The following is a 13,471-nucleotide window of genomic DNA, read 5'->3' as shown; positions in this document are numbered from 1 at the left end:
ATCATAGAAACATGTTTTTGTCGATTAAGGACTATGTCAAAGTCAGCACAATCTGGTTCCCGGTGCGGGTGATTTTGTAAATGCCCTTCTGCATATCAATACCGTAGTGTTTTTTCAACAGCCATTTGGCATTCAGATCAGTCTCGACCACGACAAGGTAATCGTAGTTACTTAATAGATTATCCATATTATCTTCATAGAACAGCACGATGCCATCCACATTCGGTGCGTATAGAAAATATCTGCCGACATACTGCATGTAATAACTCGTAACCTGCTGATCCCGATCAGAGCCATAAAACAGATAACGATTCATATTCTCCCTGCCGCCGGTATACCACCGATCACCTGTCACTGCATGAACTTCATAAGGCAGCGTTTTATCATAGCTTTGGGTGATGGATATCATGCCGTTATACTCCGACAGGAGCGTTGTGGCCGCGAGCGCCATACAGGCGATAATCCCCTGCTGATAATGCCTTTTGGACTGTACCGTCTTGAATGACTGATAATCAGGCACCTCACCTATGCGGTAATGAAACGTACGCTCTATATCAACAGCAGCACAGAGTACCAGTCCCCCGGCAAACAGCACAACGATACTAGATGCATAACGCTCAAACCCGGCCAGTCGGACGGCCTCATCCACCGGCATGGAGAATAGATACAAGGCCAGTATTCCAGCATAGTACAGCACAACCACAACATCGAGCGCAATCAGTGCTTTCCACAGATTCCACTTCTTCTTGAGCACCACATAGACCGTAATGGAAGCAGCGATTGCAGCAAGATGGAAAATAACAATCCCCAGTACAGGTCTGGATGTAATATCTATACTGGATTTCAGGAAGAGCACCAGGATCTCCCACTTCTGCTCAGCTGTTTTCCCTGACTTCAGCGCAGCAGCGGCTCCCTCAAATTTGTTGTTTACACCGTGGAATACGGTTGCCATACGCCAGCTCCAGCTAAAATAGGGCAGCAGCGCTCCTACTATCGTTCCGATCACAGCAAGTCCTATTCTCCAGTTAGCGCGCTGCTTATGCTTAAGCCAGATGTATACGAGAAAGATGAGGCCAACAGCAGCAAAAATAATACCTGTGCTTTTGATAATGGTCAGCAGGCCTGCCAGCGGAAGAATAATGATGCAGGCCCGCTTAAGATCATGACGGTATTGATATATGGCTGCCACTATGGCTAGGGCATAGATCGGAAGCAGGAAATCCACCAGCAGATTGGTAATACGAATTGTCAGGTTGAAGAAGGACAAGGTGGACAAACCAAACCCGAGAAAAGCATACAGCAGGAACCGTTTTTTCTCCGACACAATACCGAACATGGCGTAGAAACAGGAGAAAATCAAGAGGCCCTGCGCTAAGAGCATGATTGGCTCAGCATGTCCCATAAACCGGCAGATGTAATAGATAAACGACGAGGTGCCGAGTGGATAATTTTTAAACTCAATCAAATCGGAATCCGGCGTCGGAAACGCATTGGTGCTCAGCATATCCTTCACGACAATTGCCCAGTGTGAGAAATTATCGTAGTGTGTCAGCTCGGTATGGAACAGAATCAGCAGAAATATGAAGACCCCGCCCAAAAAGCTTAATTGGAATAACGAAAACGAAAATGACCATGCCCTTCGTTTGCTCTGATACAAGGCCTGCACCACATTGCCTCTAAACATCAGCAATCCTGCGACCAGCACAATAATACTTCCCGTGAAGAGCTGCCCCGCTAATCCGGCAAAATAGATGATACAGGCAATAGACGAGAACACAAATATCGGGATGAACTCCCACCGGATGGACATGACTTTACGAACAAACTGCATATAACCGATCATTGATATTATTAGTAATATACCCATCACAAGTTGAAGCAAGAACAGCATTTCTATCTCTCCTAACCCTCTTTGGTGAACCGCTCAGCCTGCGGACGGATCAAATCACTCAGCAGTTGATCAATCAAACCACGCCCCAGAATCTCATCGATGTTCTCCACGGAGAGAAGCACTTCACGTTTGTTCGCCGTTGTTTTACCGGTATGTCTCAAGACCACTTCGATATTACTGACCGTATAAAAGATAACCTCTGACCCCTCGGCTATTTTGCCCTGCAGCCCGGTCGCAGAGAAGAAACGATAATTGAAGCTCAACAGCGTACAGCTCGCATGGTTCGTGAACGTTACGGGAAGATGGAGGGAAAGTCTCGGCATCTTCCGCTGATCGGGTCTAGGCTGAACAATCCGTTTTTTCACATTGCGCAGCATGTCATCATACGCAGTATCCCATAGATTCATCTGCTCTGGCAGCGAATGCTTCCGGTCATAGATGAGCTGCATGTATTGGCGATTATCCGCCTCACTGATCGGTTGGACCGTAGCCGAATAGCGCCAGCCTTCCCCATCTGCTTTGACATACACGATAACAGCATCCAGATTCGCTTCATATCGACTCGATTGGACCATCAAAGAGATTGTCTTCTGCTCTGGTAGGTAGATCGGGTACGGTACATAGAATGCGATGCCGTTCTCTGACAGGTCGACAGTTTGCGCCTCATAACGCAGTGGGCTGTCTGGATAACGAATCGTGAGCTCCTCCTGTGCCCGAATCCGCTCATTCTCCCGGTATGCACGGCGCCCGATCATGAAGAACAAGGCGTAGAACAAGGCTATCATATTGTGAACGAGCCAGAAGATAATAATGCTGCTGAAAAACAGAGCCATGCCGTACTTGCCATTAACATACCGGATGATTGCGGCGATGGACAGCAGCAGCAAAAAGATATGCGGAAGCGCATATTTCAGTGAGGCCATCCACTGGCGTCCGGTTGAACGACTTTTATTCGTTACCTTGAACTTTCGCTCCCGGATACCGACCGTTTCCAGAATGACAGGCCAGATTAGATAAGGCATAAAGATCGTATCAATGACCTGACTCCATCGCTGATTTCGTATGTTGCTGGACAGATAACGCATCGACAGACTATAGAAGAAATACGACGGCAGCCAGAAGATCAGAATCTGCCAGAAGGTTGTATTTACAATCTGAAAATCAAACAAAGCAAATAGAATTGGAGAAAGGATAAAGATCAGTCGATTAAAAAAAGACCACCAATACAAAAAACTGCTCACATAGGTCACTCTGGTCCAGAAAGGAAGCTTTCGGGAGAAGGGTGCGCGTGTATTTTGCAGACTCTGAATAATGCCCCTCGCCCAGCGAATCCGCTGTTTGATCATACTCGGAATCGTGGTAGTCGTCTGGCCCGCAGCCTGCACCTCCTGCGTGGCATACGTGATGTAACCTTCCTGCTGCAGCCGGATGCTTGTCTCGAAATCCTCCGTGATGGTATTCAGCGGGAAGCCCCCGATATCCATCATTCCCTGCCGGGAAATTACCGTATTACTGCCCGTATATGCAACCGCATTAGATGCATTGCGCAGAATATTCACTTCACGGGAGAAGAAATCCTGTTCATTCGGGATGCCCTGCTCCGCATAGAGATTAAACTGGAACAGATCCGGGTTGTAGAAACTCTGCGGTGTCTGAACCAGCCCCAGCTTAAAGGTGGGGTCGATCTCATCTTCACGCCGTAGGCGCCATTCTCCATTTTCTTCAATAAATGTGGAGAGCATAAAATAAGGGACTGTTTTCATCAGAAACGTATGCTGCGGAATCATATCTGCATCAAAGGTTGCAATCAGGGGAGAAGATGTCTTGCTCAGCGCATTGTTCAGGTTGCCTGATTTGGCATCCTTGTTGCCGGGGAACCCCAGATAGCCTACACCGAACTGATTCGCCAGTTCCTCCACTGCTGGTCTTGCACCGTCATCACACAGGTAGATGTGTACCTTCGACTTGTCCGGGTAATCCATAAACGTACAGGCATTCACAGTTTTATATAAGAGGTCAACAGGTTCATTATGGGTTGCTATAAATACATCAACATGCGGGTAATATTCGTCCGGAATCACCGGAAAATCGAGCTGAGCCCGCTTCTTCTGCATCTTTTGGAAAAATAACTCGAAGGTTGTTCCTACCGTGATGGTCTCGGCTGCAATGAGCAGCATGCCAAATATGACATTCAGCACACCTTCTCCCCATGGAAGCGTAAAGAACGCACGCCAGATCAAATAGATCGTCATGAGGATCATCGTAATGATGAAAAATACATTTTGTCTTTTCTCGTTCTGCACTACTGCTGCTGCCTCCTTGCCGCAAATACCCATCTCCGCTGCAGTTGGAAGCTGAGCAGAAACAAGATCGCGTCACATACAAACTTCGCCGCCTTCTCATCCACAAGGAATAGGGTATGCGATAAATAAACACCGGTGCTCGACAGCAGAATAATCAAGCCGCACAGCGTCAAATAACGCCAAAGACTCCCCCGGCTGTCTTCCTTCCGGAATACAAAATACTTATTGAGCACGTAATTCACAACAATAGATATCACACGCGCGATAACGGTGGCGAGCAGAATTCTTAAATAATGCTGTTCCCCCATGATCGGACGCAGAAAGTCGATCAGAAACCAGGCAATGCCCAGATCGACCACGGAGCTGGCCAGCGACGACGAGATGAAACGGAAGAAATTCGCAAACAGTACCCCCATCACCCGAGCACTATCCTGAATGGCTTTGAAATGCGTACCAGCATTACCGTTTTCGTAGATTACCTGAATGGGCACCGTCTGGATGGTGATCCCGGACTGAATACAGGAGATCAGCATCTGCAGCTCATATTCAAACCGTTTGCCGCGCACATTCAGCATAAACGGCAATAACCCTGTGCTGAAGGCGCGAAGCCCTGTCTGGGTATCCGATAGTTTCTTACCGTATAACAGGGCAAAAATAAACGAAGTCATTCGGTTCCCAAGCAAAGACTTGGGGGGAATGCCGCCCTCACTGAAATCCCGCACACCAAGCAGCAGATCATCGGGATGACGCTTAGCTTCCTGTGCAATTCGGTACACGTCCTCCGCTGCATGCTGGCCATCTGAATCCGCAGTAACAACATAATGAGCCCGCCCGTAGTGCTGTACTATGTAACGAAATCCGGTCTTCAGTGCTTCACCTTTCCCCTGATTCTCCGTATGCCTCAGCAGCGCACACCCATTGTCTTCTAATTCTTCGAAGATGGACTGGTAGGCTTCACCAGAACCATCATCTACAACAACTAATTTGGTAAAACCATAATCCTGCAGCTGACGTACATAGGATAAAAGTCTATCATCTGGTTCCAGGGAAGGAATAAGGATGATCGTCTCTTCCTTTTCTCTAGCTATAATCATTCGAAACGAGCCCCAATTCGACAAATTTTTACAATGCTTGCTGCATATTTGCGCTAATATCTTCCTTGAATATAGGAGAGTATACCACCGAAAACGAGGGCCGTAAACGAGTATTTTTGTAATCTACTGGTAAAAAAGGTGTGTATATCATGCAGCGCTTTATAGTCTTAAAAGACTACCCATTTAAGACAAGAACGCTCTTTTTGACGAAACATGAAAACCACCCGTGTATTCACAGGTGGTTCGGTTCATTTTGTATCCTATGATCTATATGTCAGCTGATTCAAACATTCTATGATCGAATCAGAAAAGTCTTTTTTACACTGTCACTTTTGTGTTGTTATTAGAACTTCTACTCTGATACTTAACGGCCCATTTGTAGACGAAGGTAAGAATGAAGCCAGTCAGACCACAAATCGCTGCAATAACAAAAGCTCTCTGATAACTGCCGTCTAGGCTGTACACATTTCTCATGATGGAAGGTCCGAAATAACCCGCCAGCGCAAATCCGATGAACATAATCCCATAATTGACACTGTTGTTTTTGGCCCCGAACTGATCTGCCGTAAAGCCGGGGAATACCCCCATTAAGGCACCAAAGCTTAGACCAATCATGGAAATTCCCATATAAAATGTGACTGCACTGCTCTCTCCTGATAAATAAAGCAGAATCAGCCCGGCCACGGATAACAGAGACGTGATGGCAAGTGTATTGATTCGGCCAATTTTGTCTGATACATATCCTGCCAGAATGCGTCCGCCTGTGTTAAATAATGCCAGGACAGACACAACAGTAGTCGCAGCCGCAGCAGATAAACCAACCATTTTCTGCGCGATCGGTGAGGCTTGGGATACGCACATAAGTCCGGCAAAAGCTCCACTAATGAGCAGCAGTATCATAACATAGAAAATCGGGCTTGCAAGCATGCCTTTCCAGTTTTTATCCTCTGTCGCAGCACGACTGAACTCGGCTTTCTTCGGTGCCCATCCAGACGGAACGAAGTCAGCCGGACATTTTTCAATGAAGAACGAAGCCCCACAGATAATAATAAGAAAAGTAATCCCGATGATAATGAATGCAGAAGTTATACCCGAGCCGCTAATAATAACATTGGCGATCGGAGGAATGATTACAGAACTTAAACCATAAGCAGCCGTGGTTACACCCCCAACCAATCCACGTTTATCCGGAAAAAATTTGATGGAGTTGCTGATAGTACATCCGTAGATCATACCTGTTCCCAAGCCAAGTACGATCCCGTAGGCAAATACCAGAAAACCTACCGAAGATGCAAATCCGGATAAAATCATGCCGCCCCCAAATAATAATCCGCCAATCAGAATAACGTTTTTCGGCCCAAACTTGTCGTTAATCCATCCGCCCGATATCATGGTAATCGGTCCTACCGAATTGCAGATTGTGAAAACAATAGCCAAATCCCCTGGTGTTAATGTACGCCCTGCAAGGCCGCTTAAATAAGCTGCCATTGGGGCAGAAAATACACTCCACGCATAGATGGAGCCAATACATAGATTGATAAAACAGCTTGCAATCAGAATAATCCATCTCTTTTTTGTCAGTTCCACTGAGATCTTTCTCCCTCACGATTGTATTGTGAAATAATTCACTATCTTGCGTTATAAAGCGTAGCACAGCTTACAAAACATAGCAATAACATCACGTACACCTTTAACTATTTTATAGACTCAAAAATTTAATATAGAGTTCACGGCAAAAAAGTCCGTGAATATTCATACCACTTAACCGAATTGTTGTTGTTGTTTTTAGACGAATGGCGGCTTATGTCGGAGACGGGTTTGATTTAGAATAGGAGGTGACGTAACCCCCTACCAAATCAAAGGCTGTGATGTAATGGGATTACAACGGGACAAATGGCTGCAGTATCGCGTCCTCAGCAGTGTACCTTTACTCGCCGGACGACTGCCTGAAACACAGCTGCTTGAGAAAGAAACGTTATCTCGAATGCTTCTTCAATATTCAGGCGTTGTGCTTAAACCCTGTGACGGACGTTACGGCAGAGACATTATATTCATACAGCGTCTGGAACTGGACACCTACCGTGTCCAAAACGAGAACAACACCATAACGATGCAAAATACAGATGAATTACAGGATTGGCTTGATCAGACTTACAGGAATCGCGATTATGTTGTGCAGCAGCGTCTTCATTTAGCCTGCATGCAGCATAGACCGTTCGATCTTCGAATTATGGTGCAGCGTAAAAAAAACAATTCCTCTCCATGGATCGTAACCGGCTCCTACGCCAAGGTTGCATCACGCGGTTACTTAGTGACCAATGTGACCAGCCGAATCATTCCTGCGCTCAAGGCACTGCAGTCTGCCCGTATAGGGGGGCGAAAGCTGCTCCTGCAAGTCAACCGGACTGCACTGCTGGCGGCCAAGAGTTTAGCAGCACACTATCCTGATCTAAGACAAGTAGGCTTTGACATGGGTGTGGATAAGAAAGGCCGAATCTGGATCATTGAGGGTAATTACCGCCCTAACCTGCGCCCTTTTCGCCGCTTGAAAGATTCCTCGATGTATCGCCGAATATTGTGGTATCAGAAGCATTAATCCAAGGCTTCACAACACCAAGGAACGGCTCACCATGGATCTGGTGAGCTGTTCCTTTCATTACAGATTTGATTAGATAACCCAGCAGCATTATGATATTTTCGAGAGAGAGTAAGACACGATATAATGGATAATGAGTCCAAACTATGCGGTATGGACATTGAAAATGGAACAAACATAGGAGAATACATATGAAAATAGTGGAGAGCTGCCGCATTCCTGCTGCGCAGCGGAATGATTTTTTTGCCGAACACTGGGGAAGTCCGAAGATGCTTATCTCAACAGGTATCTATTCCAGTGAGGCGCTGGATGGTTACGCAGTACTGAACGATCATGGAGAAATAAGAGGATATATTACATACGTTATGCATGATGATCGATGCGAAGTAACCTCGCTCGACAGTCTGGACGAGAATCAGGGGATCGGTTCAGCCCTCTTGAGAAGAGTAGAGGACACTGCAAGGCAGGCTTATCGGAATAGTATTCAACTGATCACGACAAACGATAACCTCCGCGCCCTTCTTTTTTATCAAAAAAGGGGTTACCAGATCATTCGTATTTATCCGGATGCCGTAGAGAAAGCAAGAGCTTTGAAACCAAGCATCCCTCTCGTGTCGGATCAAGGTATCCCCATAAGGGATGAACTGCTTTTGCAGAAGATACTGATATCCCATACTTGATCCATACATTAACATTAATGCATGTGATCATGATGCGAAAAAAGCAGCTCTCCATGAATGAATCTGGAGGGCCGCTTCTTATCTTATAAACTGTGGTAATTTAATTGATTCTATGCCGATACGGTTAACATTTCCGGCGGCGTCTAGCCGAACTTACCACACGCGTTACCCGGAACTGGTTCGGACCTACCTGTATGATGGCAAACTGGCTGTAAGATGTTCCAGATGACGTGTACGGTTCGGCTGCGATATTGCCACTTGGTGTTCTTACTGTTGCTGTGATTCGAGTGACCAGACATACCCCACGTCCAGAAGCCTGCCATGTTTCTTCACGCTGTACACTGTATTGATCATTGCTGCAAAAGATGGATGCATACTCAACGGCTCCATACGCATTAAACGGAGTAGAGTTATAAATCTGGACTGGATCATATCCACCTGTGGGTCTTCTCGTTCCCATTCTCATAACCTCCTTCATTTTGATAGTTTATTAGATGCAGCAGATTGATTTTGGTGAGAGATAGAAGTGGACAAGGCAGAAAAAGTGTGTTCGTCCAATCCGTACTGCCCAACGAGTGGTCATGATGGGGATGTACCTTGTTTCATGGCTATAGCCGTACTAAAAGCAAAAGCCCCTCCGAAATACGGAGAGGCTTCCTGGACGAAACACGAATGATCTTCTTGAATCTGGAACGTTCATCTGGAAGATGAATCATCACAGCTGCAGATTTTTACATTTGGAATTAGGGTGTGTCTGAAAACAATGAAGGAAGCAGATTTTTCCAAATTTTCGTTACCAGCCAGGAAGTTTTCTGCAGGCGTGCCGGGGCACGTCAAGGAAAACTGACGCAGCAGGGGGCGAAAAGGGGGTAAAAGATGCACTTCAGTGGGTTTCAAGACACGCCCTAGTTGATTAATATTTTGGGTTGTTCATTGGCAGGTCCTACGATCGTGTTTCCACCGAAACTGAGATGCTGACCATTCTTCTCTACGATGAAGCTGTTAAACGATCCATCAGCATTCATGGTGGCCAAGACTGTAGGAGCCCCCTGTTTGGTAAACGTCATTTGATCCTTATCCCATGCATTTGTTCCTCTTGCTCCTTTATATCCCTTCAAATCAAAATTGATCATTGCTTTTGCATCTTTCACTGCGTTCTTCATTAATGTATCCAACGTCAGCTTTTTAAGCTTTGCATCTTTTGCTTTTTCTTTCTTCTGGAATTCGTTGTAATCATCTATGCCCTTACCATTACTTTGAACGCCTGCTTGAAGCACTTCCAACGTTTGATCCTCAATGGCAAAGCTCACATCCATCGTTTTTGATTTAAACTTATATTGATATACATTTGGTTTACCATCAAGAACAAATACACGATCCAGCTTTTCCCCTTTCTTGACCTTACCATTGGTAAGCTTGGATAATACCTGAGCAGCCTGTTTCTGTACGCTTGCCGGGGCATTGTCAGGTGCATAATTTACGCCATGCACATCCCCGTTTTCTTCCATATAAACTTGTTTATTTTGTTTGGCATTCGATGAGATTGTACCCACACGGTAGATCGACTCTGAGATACTCACGTATTTGGGTTCTTCCCCTGGGAACAACGTTTCCCATGCTTCCTTCAGTTTGCTTTGATACTTCCCACCGTTTAAATCTTCATAATTAATTGTGATACCGATATCATCCAGCGTTCCATTCGTTTTGTAGGAAATTGTATCATATTTGAAATTTTCTCTTTTAAAGCTCACAAAATCTTTCATGGCCTTTCCTTGAATTAACTTATAGGTATTGCCTGTGAGCTCTTTCAGTTTATCCTGAGCCTGCTGCATAAGCTTCTGATCTGCTTTAACATGCTGTGAAGCATTAATATTCGCCTTGTTAGCCGAATCTGCTTGGACAGGCGCCTGACATCCCAGCAAACTTCCTGATAATAAAGCTGCCCCGATCATAGGGAAAATTTTCTTTCTGTTCATATGAATGAATTCCTTTCTTTTGAAACCTCATGGTTAAGATGAACTATAATTGCATCTCCAAGCTGCTTTTTAATGCAGATCAGTCCAATATTAATTTGAGCTCTTCATTCGGAGGACCTGCGATGGTCATTCCGTAAAAATCGATTGTCTGATCATACTTATCAACGGTAAAGCTGCTGAACGAACCGTCTTTATTAAATCTGCCAGTAACCGAAGGTGCTCCTTCTTTGGTGAACGTCATATAATCTTCATCCCATGCGTTTGCTCCGATCGTCCCCTTGTATCCTTTCAAATCCAAGTCCATCATCTTTTTCGCATCTTTCACGGCGTTCTCCAATAAAGTGTCCAACGTCAACTTCTTCAGCTCTGCACTTTTTTCATTTTCTCGTTTCTGGAATTCTCCATAATTATCTACACCCTTACCGTCCTTAAGATATACATCGGCTTGGAGCAGTTCAAGCGTCTGTTCTTCGATGGCAAAGCTCACATTCATTGTTTTGGTTTTATACTTATATTGATACACATTCGGTTTACCATCACGGACATACATCCGATCTAACTTGGCACCCTGCTTAATCTTTCCATCCGTAAGCCTGGATAATACTTCAGCAGCCTCCTCCTGCAAGCTTGCCGGGGCTTCGCCAGGAGCATAATCTATACCATAAACCTTGCCATTCTCCTGCATATATATTTGTTTATTTTGCAGAGCATTCGAGGAGATTGTGCCCTCATAGTAGATGGACTCTGAGATATTCACATATTTCGGTTCTTCTCCTGGAAATAACGTCTCCCACGTTTCCTTCAATTTAGCTTGATATTTGCCACCATTCAGATCTTCATAATTGATTTTAATACCGATCGTTTCGAGCTTTCCATTCGCTTTATAAGCGATAATGTCGTCCTTGACGCTATCTCTTTTAAAATGGATCGCATCCTTCCCTATTACTCCTTGAATTAACGTATACGTATTTCCTGTCAATTCTCTAAGCTTATCCTGAGCCTTTTGCATAGGGGTTTGCTCTAATGCAGCACTTTGTTTAATGTTTGTATTTACGTTGTTATACGCATTGGTTTGATTCGTTGTATCGAATCCAAGCAAACTCCCTGATAATAAAGCTGCTCCGACGATAGGAAAAATTTTTTTTTTGTTCATAAGAATAAACTCCTTTATTTTTTATTTACTTACCCGCAGTTTTAAATGGAATGTTTCAGTTACGTTGAAATAAATCTGTGAACTCAGCAGTCATCACCCCCTTTCATTGCATGAATTAGTCCGTGCCTTTCTCAGATAACTGCCTTAAATCAATTTCAATAGAATAGATCGTTCCTTTAGAGGTGTACACCACCGTCACGTCTGGAGAACCCGCTTTGGTGAACGTTAAGGTATCGAATCGGTATTCAAGTTTGGATACGTTATAATCAGTCAAGTCCAAGTTCATCCACACTTTAGCTTGTTTCACGGCTTCTTCACGAATGCTGCCCAGCTCAATGGCTTTTGTTTTCTCAACCAAGTCACGATATCTATTTTTATCATCCTCCAATTTATGGAGTTGATCCGACAACGGAAAAGCTACAATGCTTGTGATCTGATTCGTATTTTTTTGTACATCAATGAGGATAGAACCTTTTTCTGTGTTGTATACGAACTTATATACCGGGTTTTGATTGGGTCTTAGAACCATTCGATTCACTGACCTTTTACTTTGTTTAAAATTCCCAACTTTATTGAAAACTCGATCTGCTGCATCTACTGCCGCATCTGGTACCTGGTTCTCTCCAATCGGCTGTGCCGCATAATACCAGTTACCTTCGTCAAATTGGATGGATCTGTTTTCGTTTCGCGCCTCTATGTGAAATTTGCCCTTATCATACTCGTACATAATCACATCATGAATTGCTTCTCCTTGGGGGAAAATCTCATTCCAAACCCTCTGCAGCTGACCTTTAAACTCTTGATCCTCAATGTCATCAAAGCGAATCATACCCGAGTGGAATTTTTTATTCCCATCTAAACCTTTTACATAAAGAGTATCGGCCTTCTCATTTGGATTCACTTTCATTTCTTGGGCAAACGGATTAATATACTCCAGCAGTGATAGACGTTCTATGGCTTGAGCCATAACAGGAGTTAGAGAAACACAAAACGCAACCGATGCCGCTGCGATGACTCCCACTCTTGTAAAGAATGGCTTTTGTCTTGACTCGTTTTTGGATTCAAGTTTTTGTACAATCTGTTGACTCATGCTGTGCTCTGGCGTATCCGTATCGCGAATCATCTGCTCCACTTGGTGAACACTTAACTTTTTAGACGGATTTGGTGATCGACGCATTCACTGTTCCTCCTTCGTTAACTTCCTTTGTCTGCAGTTTCTTGCGAAGACGTTCATACTTTTTTCGCACAGTAGCGGGTTTCATATTCATAATTTCACTAATCTCGTTAAAGTTATATTGATGTATCGCACGTAGAACGATTATATGTCTCTCTTCGGTCGTCAGTAAGTTTAGATAATCCTTCAGTGTCGTTTGACCGTCTATTGGCTGAGGTGAAGGTTCAGGCTGATTATATTTATAACGATCTATAAAACGAAACCACCTTTTTTTGCTCCTGATTTGATTCAGACTGTGATTGTAGGCAATTTTGTACAGCCATGCCGAGAACGTCATATGGGGACGATACTTATGTATCTGTTCATACACTCTGATAAATATTTCTTGCAGCGCATCCTCGGCTTCTTCCTTGTTTTTGAGAATATGATAACAATAGATATACATTGGTTTTTCAAATTTTCTTATAATGGACGCGAATGCTTCCTTATCGCCAAGTTTGGTTCTTTCAACCAGCATCTCAATTTCTTCTGAGTTTGATTTATGCTCTCTATAGTCTCTATCCAAAAATTTTACCCCCTCCCGCCTACACTCTTAAAACACCGA

General features: G+C 44.3%; 11 protein-coding genes. 2 read left to right on the top strand and 9 right to left on the bottom strand.

Annotation, left to right across the window (positions count from 1 at the left end; all coding sequences use genetic code 11):
- Positions 1–31: 31 nt before the first annotated feature.
- From ABXS70_RS26625 to ABXS70_RS26610, 4 genes are all read right to left on the bottom strand, one after another.
- Positions 32–1,891: a hypothetical protein gene (locus tag ABXS70_RS26625; RefSeq protein WP_366292158.1), complete on the bottom strand. Its 1,860-nt coding sequence runs from the start codon at positions 1,889–1,891 to the stop codon at positions 32–34.
- A gap of 11 nt (positions 1,892–1,902) precedes the next feature.
- Positions 1,903–4,194: a glycosyltransferase family 2 protein gene (locus ABXS70_RS26620; protein ID WP_366292155.1), complete on the bottom strand. Its 2,292-nt coding sequence runs from the start codon at positions 4,192–4,194 to the stop codon at positions 1,903–1,905.
- Entirely contained in the window at positions 4,194–5,288 is a 1,095-nt protein-coding gene (locus ABXS70_RS26615) for a bifunctional glycosyltransferase family 2/GtrA family protein (RefSeq protein WP_366292152.1), read from the bottom strand. Before ABXS70_RS26615 ends, ABXS70_RS26620 begins: the two co-directional genes overlap by 1 nt.
- A 318-nt stretch (positions 5,289–5,606) precedes the next feature.
- The gene (locus ABXS70_RS26610) at positions 5,607–6,875 is read right to left on the bottom strand and encodes an OFA family MFS transporter (protein ID WP_342553507.1); all 1,269 of its coding nucleotides are present in this window, start codon (positions 6,873–6,875) and stop codon (positions 5,607–5,609) included.
- A gap of 286 nt (positions 6,876–7,161) precedes the next feature.
- Between ABXS70_RS26610 and ABXS70_RS26605 the strand changes: the two genes are divergently transcribed.
- Entirely contained in the window at positions 7,162–7,884 is a 723-nt protein-coding gene (locus ABXS70_RS26605; RefSeq protein WP_342553508.1) for a YheC/YheD family protein, read from the top strand.
- A 191-nt stretch (positions 7,885–8,075) separates the two neighbouring features.
- Positions 8,076–8,564: a GNAT family N-acetyltransferase gene (locus ABXS70_RS26600; RefSeq protein WP_366292148.1), complete on the top strand. Its 489-nt coding sequence runs from the start codon at positions 8,076–8,078 to the stop codon at positions 8,562–8,564.
- A 124-nt stretch (positions 8,565–8,688) separates the two neighbouring features.
- Here ABXS70_RS26600 and ABXS70_RS26595 read toward each other — a convergent pair whose 3' ends face one another.
- The 5 genes from ABXS70_RS26595 to ABXS70_RS26575 all read right to left on the bottom strand — a co-directional run bounded on the left by ABXS70_RS26595 (position 8,689) and on the right by ABXS70_RS26575 (position 13,432).
- The gene (locus ABXS70_RS26595) at positions 8,689–9,024 is read right to left on the bottom strand and encodes a hypothetical protein (RefSeq protein ID WP_342553510.1); all 336 of its coding nucleotides are present in this window, start codon (positions 9,022–9,024) and stop codon (positions 8,689–8,691) included.
- Positions 9,025–9,469: 445 nt separating this feature from the next.
- The gene (locus tag ABXS70_RS26590) at positions 9,470–10,540 is read right to left on the bottom strand and encodes a hypothetical protein (protein ID WP_366292145.1); all 1,071 of its coding nucleotides are present in this window, start codon (positions 10,538–10,540) and stop codon (positions 9,470–9,472) included.
- Between the two features lie 79 nt (positions 10,541–10,619).
- Positions 10,620–11,693: a hypothetical protein gene (locus tag ABXS70_RS26585; protein ID WP_366292142.1), complete on the bottom strand. Its 1,074-nt coding sequence runs from the start codon at positions 11,691–11,693 to the stop codon at positions 10,620–10,622.
- Positions 11,694–11,808: 115 nt separating this feature from the next.
- Entirely contained in the window at positions 11,809–12,870 is a 1,062-nt protein-coding gene (locus ABXS70_RS26580; RefSeq protein ID WP_366292139.1) for a hypothetical protein, read from the bottom strand.
- Entirely contained in the window at positions 12,845–13,432 is a 588-nt protein-coding gene (locus ABXS70_RS26575) for a sigma-70 family RNA polymerase sigma factor (protein WP_342553514.1), read from the bottom strand. The genes ABXS70_RS26580 and ABXS70_RS26575 overlap by 26 nt, the downstream gene beginning before the upstream one ends.
- Between the last annotated feature and the right edge of the window lie 39 nt (positions 13,433–13,471).

It is taken from the genome of Paenibacillus sp. AN1007 (assembly GCF_040702995.1).
Taxonomy (GTDB): domain Bacteria; phylum Bacillota; class Bacilli; order Paenibacillales; family Paenibacillaceae; genus Paenibacillus.
Note: the sequence above shows the minus strand (reverse complement) of the source record. Positions and strands in the feature narration are given on the sequence as shown.

Bases quoted from the DNA above. Each gene is read 5' to 3' on its own strand.
- ABXS70_RS26595 (WP_342553510.1), bottom strand. From the start codon at position 9,024: ATGGGAACGAGAAGACCCACAGGTGGATATGATCCAGTCCAGATTTAT.
- ABXS70_RS26585 (WP_366292142.1), bottom strand. From the start codon at position 11,693: ATGAACAAAAAAAAAATTTTTCCTATCGTCGGAGCAGCTTTATTATCA.
- ABXS70_RS26605 (WP_342553508.1), top strand. From the start codon at position 7,162: ATGGGATTACAACGGGACAAATGGCTGCAGTATCGCGTCCTCAGCAGT.
- ABXS70_RS26625 (WP_366292158.1), bottom strand. From the start codon at position 1,891: ATGCTGTTCTTGCTTCAACTTGTGATGGGTATATTACTAATAATATCA.
- ABXS70_RS26600 (WP_366292148.1), top strand. From the start codon at position 8,076: ATGAAAATAGTGGAGAGCTGCCGCATTCCTGCTGCGCAGCGGAATGAT.
- ABXS70_RS26590 (WP_366292145.1), bottom strand. From the start codon at position 10,540: ATGAACAGAAAGAAAATTTTCCCTATGATCGGGGCAGCTTTATTATCA.
- ABXS70_RS26615 (WP_366292152.1), bottom strand. From the start codon at position 5,288: ATGATTATAGCTAGAGAAAAGGAAGAGACGATCATCCTTATTCCTTCC.
- ABXS70_RS26580 (WP_366292139.1), bottom strand. From the start codon at position 12,870: ATGCGTCGATCACCAAATCCGTCTAAAAAGTTAAGTGTTCACCAAGTG.